We start from the raw sequence: 5,990 nt of genomic DNA on the forward strand, positions 1-5,990 counted from the left end.
CGTATTCCTGTTCAATATTTAGCAAATTTACTGACCGCTGGGGATACGGCACCTGTGTTATTAGCATTAAAACGCATGTTAGCGATGCGTCATTACAAAACGTGCTGAAACGGTAGAAGGAAAAAACTGACTTAAGTGCGTTAGAGCAAGTGGGGTTGACTGAAGCGCAAGCACAAGAGATGTATCGCTATCTGGCTATTGCCAATTATGAAGATCGCTTTGTTATTCCATCAAGCCATCGAGAACTTGCAAGAGAAGCTTTCCCAGAACGTAATGGTTGTGGTTTTAGTTTTGGTGATGGCTGCCATGGGAGTGATAGCAAATTTAATTTGTTTAACAGTCATCGCATTGATGCGATTGATATCACTTCAAGAACACCTCAGGATGAACGTCGTTCAGAGGAGAAAATATGATGATCTCTCTGAAAGTTATTTCTCATCTTTTAGATTATCCCACACAAGAATTATGGGATAACCGTGGCGAGCTTATTGATGCGTTACAGGAAGCCGATGAGCTTCCAGTAACACAAGTTGCAAAATTGATGGCGTTTATTCACGCGTTAACGCAACAAGAGTTATTAGATGCGCAATCTCAATACAGTGAGCTTTTTGATAGGGGTCGAGCACGATCACTGTTGTTATTTGAGCATGTTCATGGTGAGTCTCGCGATCGTGGTCAGGCAATGGTTGATCTGCTCAATCAGTATCAACAAGCGGGGATCACATTAAGTAGCCGTGAACTTCCCGACTATTTACCTACTTACCTTGAGTATTTAACACTTTTACCTGCAACAGAGTGTATTGAAGGGGTAAACAATATTGCGCCTATTTTGGCTCTGTTAGGTGAGCGTTTAAAACAACGAGGCAGTGATTATCACGCTCTCTTTGATGTATTGCTTTGTCTTTCACAAAGTGGGTTAGAAGCGTCACAACTCTCGGCTCAAGTCGAAAAAGAGCCGTTAGATGATACACCCGCGGCGTTAGATGCAGTGTGGGAAGAAGAACAAGTGACGTTTCTTGGCGAGGGTACGCAATGTGGCAGTAGCAATATTGTCCAACATCAGCGTCGTTTTGCACAAGAGACGGCAGTTCAATATCTCAATGTGGGGAATTCGTTGGGTACGGGAGCACAAAAATGAATTACATCAATATGTTATTTTTTGATATCTATCCCTATATTGCGGGTGCTGTTTTTATTATCGGTAGCTGGTTACGTTATGACTATGGTCAATATACATGGCGTGCTGGATCTAGTCAGATGTTAGACAAGAAAAACATGCGCTTAGCTTCTAACTTATTTCATGTGGGGATCCTCGGTATTTTTGCTGGTCACTTTCTAGGGATGTTAACGCCACACTGGGTGTATGGATCTTTCTTACCAATTGAATATAAGCAAATTATGGCGATGGTAGGTGGTGGTACGTGTGGTGTGTTAATGCTGGTTGGTGGGGTAATGTTATTAAAACGCCGTTTAACCAATCCACGGGTAAGAGCGACATCTTCATTTGGTGACATTATGATTTTAACGCTGCTGGTTGTTCAAGTTGCGTTAGGTTTGCTGACTATTCCCTTCTCTGCTCAACATATGGATGGTAGCGAAATGATGAAGCTGGTGGCTTGGGCACAATCTATCGTGACTTTCCACGGCGGTGCTTCAGCAAACCTTGAAGGTGTTGCATGGGTATTTAAATTGCATATCTTCTTAGGAATGACGATTTTCTTATTATTTCCATTCTGTCGATTAGTGCATATCTGGAGCGTGCCAATTGAGTATTTAACTCGTCGCTATCAAATTGTGCGTAATCGTCATTAATGAATACCCTTCTCCTGATAGTAAATTAGAGATCTTTTTATTGCGCTTATCTCACCCCCCGCCCGCGGGGGGTTTTTTTATCTCTTTTGCTTGCCTTAAAACATCAACAAAATTTTTTGAATGGTTAAAAGCAATAATCTTTAGATTCATTTAAGAATGGTTGCACTTATAATTCTTTTCAACGAAATGAATTTATATCAGACAATAAACAGTTAATTAAATATAGTGATATTTAATTAAATTTAAAGATTCAAAATCGATTATTTATTAATAATAAATAAACTTACTTGTAAATTTAAATTAATCTGAGTATTGCCATGTAAATTTGGTGCTATGATTTAATTGAGTCTTACCTCTATAAAACTATTGGAGATTATTATGAGCTTTAAATATCATCGTATTGATAAAAATAATGCCGCTGTTCTGTTGGTTGACCATCAAGCAGGATTACTCTCTTTAGTTAGAGATATCGAGCCTGATAAATTCAATAATAATGTATTAGCATTAGCTAATGCCGCTAAATACTTTAATCTACCTACCATTTTAACGACTTCTTTTGAAGATGGTCCTAATGGTCCTCTCATGCCTCAACTTGTTGAGATGTTCCCTGATGCCCCTTATATCGCTCGCCCAGGTCAAATCAATGCATGGGATAATGAAGACTTCGTCAAAGCAGTGAAAGCAACAGGTAAAAAACAACTGATTATTGCCGGTGTCGTGACTGAGGTTTGTGTTGCATTTCCAGCATTATCAGCACTTGAAGAGGGTTTTGAAGTCTTTGTTGTCACTGATGCTTCAGGCACTTTCAATGCTATTTCTCGTGACTCTGCGTGGGATAGAATGTCAAAAGCGGGGGCTCAATTAATTAACTGGTTTGGTTTAGCTTGTGAATTACACCGTGATTGGCGTAATGATGTTGAAGGATTAGGTACTCTGTTTGCTAATCATATTCCAGACTACCGTAATCTTATGACTAGCTATAATACTTTAACAAAAAAAGTAATCGGTTAATTTAAGTTTTATCTAAAAATTAGGGCTTATATTATTTTTCGACAAATATAATTTAATTGAATTTTAAATATATTAAATTATAGATATAAGTCCTTAATTAAAAACGGAATAGAAATGAAACGTCAAATATTAAAAACCACCGCTCTCGCGATGGCATTAAGTGTAGGTGTTGCACAGGCAGCTGAATATAAAGCAAGTACTGCTGAAGGCCCAATAAAAATAGTCAACTTAAAAGCCATGGAAGCACAAGTTCAAGCGAATATGGAAAAAGGTGCTTTTGGTTATATTCGTGGTGGTGCAGAAGACGAAAATAATTTACGTTCAAATACGTCTGCATTTGATAAAAAATATATTATGCCGCGTTCATTACAAGGCATCGAATTTTCTGACTTAGATTTAACAACAGAATTTTTGGGTATTAAATTAGATACGCCTATTATTCAGGCACCGATGGCAGCTCAAGGGCTTGCTCATCAACAAGGCGAAGTCGCCACAGCAAAAGGTATGGCAAAAGCAGGTTCTATTTTTTCATTAAGTACTTATGGTAATAAAACCATTAAAGAAGTGGCGGATGCTCAACCGGGTTATCCTTTCTTCTTCCAGTTGTATATGAGTAAAAATGATGCCTTTAACGAGTATATTTTATCTCAAGCAAAACAGTATGGTGCTAAAGGCATTATTATGACGATTGACTCTTCTGTTGGTGGTTATCGTGAAGATGATGTGAAAAATAATTTCCAATTCCCATTAGGTTTCGCCAACTTAGAAGCGTTTGCAAAAATCAGTGATGATAAATCTAAAACAGGTAAAGGGGCGGGTATTAGCGAGATTTATGCACAAGCTAAACAAGCCTTTACACCCGCAGATATTCAGTATGTGAAAAAAATGTCTGGTTTACCTGTGATTGTAAAAGGTATTGAATCACCTGAAGATGCCGATACTGCCATCAAAGCGGGCGCAGATGCAATTTGGGTTTCTAATCACGGTGGTCGTCAATTAGATAGCGCACCCGCAACAATTGATGTATTACCTGCGATTGCAAAAGTGGTGAATAAACGTGTTCCTATCGTCTTTGATAGTGGTGTGCGTCGTGGCTCACATGTCTTTAAAGCATTAGCTAGTGGGGCAGATGTTGTCGCGGTAGGTCGCCCAATTCTTTATGGATTAAATTTAGGGGGGGCTGAAGGTGTTAATTCAGTTATCCAACATTTAAATAAAGAATTAAAAATTAATATGATGTTAGGTGGCGCAAAAACAGTGAAAGATATTCAAGCCACTCAACTTTATACTGATGCAAGTTTTAATCAATAATTAGCTTATAAATTTAAAAATAATAAAACCCGCGTTCAATATTGAGCGCGGGTTTTTCTATCAACTTAAAAAATATTGTTAGTTTAAGAATTTATTTTTGGGTTGATGGTACTTCACCAAAACAGAGGTTATTTTGATTATTAATCCCTCCATCTGGTGAGGTATAACCTAAGCAACCTAACATCGAATCAAAGATATTGTGATGATAGAACGTGCGCTCCGCATCTTGATTACGTTTTAGATTATCAAATAACTGTTTATTTTCAGGTTCAGCTAAATAACTATCCGACATCCAAACTAAGAAAGGCACTTTAAATTGTTCAGGTGGGGCAATTTCTTTTGGTGTGCCGTGTAAGCCACCTTTCTCTGAAATAGATTCACCGTGATCGGAAGTATAAAATACAATGGCTTTTTTATCGCGTAATGTGTCGAGTATGCCATCAATAAAATAGTCGGTATAAAGAATCGAGTTATCATAAGCATTCACTAACTGCTCTTTTGTACACTCGTCATCCACATTTAAACATTCAGGTTGATATTTTTTGAATGATTCAGGGTAACGCTGTGAATACATAAAGTGAGATCCTTTAGTATGTAAAATCACTAAATGATTTCCTTTAGGATGCTGAGAAATCGCATTTGCCGTTTCAGCAATTAATAAGGTGTCATCAAGCTCTTTACCAAAGTTGCTATTTTTGGCGGTCATCATCTCTTTCATTGCGTAGTTATTTAAATCAAGTTTATTGTAAAACCACAACTCGCTTTGCATTGAGAACAGCTCTGATGACATACCTAGTTGGCTTAATACTGAGAAAATATTATTCTCTTTTAATGTCCGCTGATCGTTACTTTCAGTTCCATTTTCTCGTACAAACATACATTTTAAAGAGAGTTTTGTTGCGGTATCACAAGAAACACCTTGAAAGGCAACCAGATTTTTCTCTTGGCTTAATAGCGGATTGGTTTGGCGTTCATATCCTAATAATCCCATATGATCCCATCTTGCTGTTTCACCAATAATAAAGACAACATACACATCCTCGTTAGCCTTTGATGGTTGGTATGTGAAGTGATCGGCAGGATCAAAAATATTTTGACTATTAAACGTATCGTCATACTGCGTTATCGCGTATTGGAATAAAGGAATAATCCAATTTGTAGGTAAATAGGCATAACTTAAGCCACCACTATAGCTTGGCAAATCCAGATTATTTTTTATTTCATAGGCTTTTTGTTTTGAATCAAGCGTTTTTAAATAGGTAAAAACGGCCAGTGCAATCACTAGCATTTTGACCGTGTTTTTTAGCCAGATTTTTTTCTTTTGTTGCTTTGTTAGATTTTCCTCTGGTTTTTTACATAGCCAAATAAGCGTCAAGGGTAAAATAGATAATCCAATAATCCAAATAATCACATTGGGGCTAACTAGCTCTTTAGATAAATCTGTATCCGTAGTGAGTGTTGAAATAATAATGCCGTATCCAATGACGACGTCATAAAAAGAAATATAGTAACTTGCACAAACACTCACGACGAGAATAAAAGAGGCAACTATTTTAAAGAAAAGAGAGCCGAAGAAAGAGAGTAGTCGTAATAAAAAGAAGGTAAAGGCAATATTAACGGCAATTTCACCTAAAATATATAATGCATCAATGAGGGGGTTGTTTGTATTCTGTGTGCCGTATCGGCCAATGTAAACGGAAAGATTAAGAAAGAAACCAAGGTAGACAGCTAAAAAAAGGGCAATACTTTCTTTAGAAAACCGTAAAAACTTTAATTTTTTGCATATTCAGTTATTATCAATTTTATCGTATGTAGAGGTCTTTAAGACCGCGAAGTTGTTTTCAGGTTCAGTATTA

5 protein-coding genes and 1 pseudogene are annotated in these 5,990 nt (G+C 37.2%); 5 read left to right on the forward strand and 1 reads right to left on the reverse strand.

Annotated features, from left to right (window positions below; translation table 11 throughout):
- From narH to BHE89_RS08185, 5 genes and pseudogenes are all read left to right on the forward strand, one after another.
- Positions 1-413 (forward strand): annotated as a pseudogene (gene narH, locus BHE89_RS08165) (nitrate reductase subunit beta); the annotation flags it as partial.
- Positions 413-1,138 carry a nitrate reductase molybdenum cofactor assembly chaperone gene (narJ, locus tag BHE89_RS08170; protein WP_069368233.1) on the forward strand — a complete coding sequence of 242 codons (726 nt, stop codon included), beginning with the start codon at positions 413-415 and terminating at the stop codon, positions 1,136-1,138. The pseudogene narH and the gene narJ, both read left to right, overlap by 1 nt.
- Positions 1,135-1,812, forward strand: coding sequence for a respiratory nitrate reductase subunit gamma (narI, locus tag BHE89_RS08175; RefSeq protein WP_069368205.1), 678 nt, complete (start codon positions 1,135-1,137; stop codon positions 1,810-1,812). Before narJ ends, narI begins: the two co-directional genes overlap by 4 nt.
- A 378-nt stretch (positions 1,813-2,190) precedes the next feature.
- Positions 2,191-2,823 (forward strand): isochorismate family cysteine hydrolase YcaC, encoded by a 633-nt coding sequence (gene ycaC, locus BHE89_RS08180; protein ID WP_128860395.1) that lies wholly within the window; start codon positions 2,191-2,193, stop codon positions 2,821-2,823.
- A 114-nt stretch (positions 2,824-2,937) separates the two neighbouring features.
- Positions 2,938-4,134, forward strand: coding sequence for a lactate oxidase (locus tag BHE89_RS08185; RefSeq protein WP_069368206.1), 1,197 nt, complete (start codon positions 2,938-2,940; stop codon positions 4,132-4,134).
- A gap of 91 nt (positions 4,135-4,225) precedes the next feature.
- Here the strand turns inward: BHE89_RS08185 and eptB are convergent, their stop codons facing one another.
- Positions 4,226-5,920: a kdo(2)-lipid A phosphoethanolamine 7''-transferase gene (gene eptB, locus BHE89_RS08190; RefSeq protein WP_128860396.1), complete on the reverse strand. Its 1,695-nt coding sequence runs from the start codon at positions 5,918-5,920 to the stop codon at positions 4,226-4,228.
- Between the last annotated feature and the right edge of the window lie 70 nt (positions 5,921-5,990).

Source organism: Shigella sp. FC1967, from assembly GCF_001743005.1.
In the GTDB taxonomy this organism is placed as follows: Bacteria; Pseudomonadota; Gammaproteobacteria; order Enterobacterales; family Enterobacteriaceae; genus Proteus.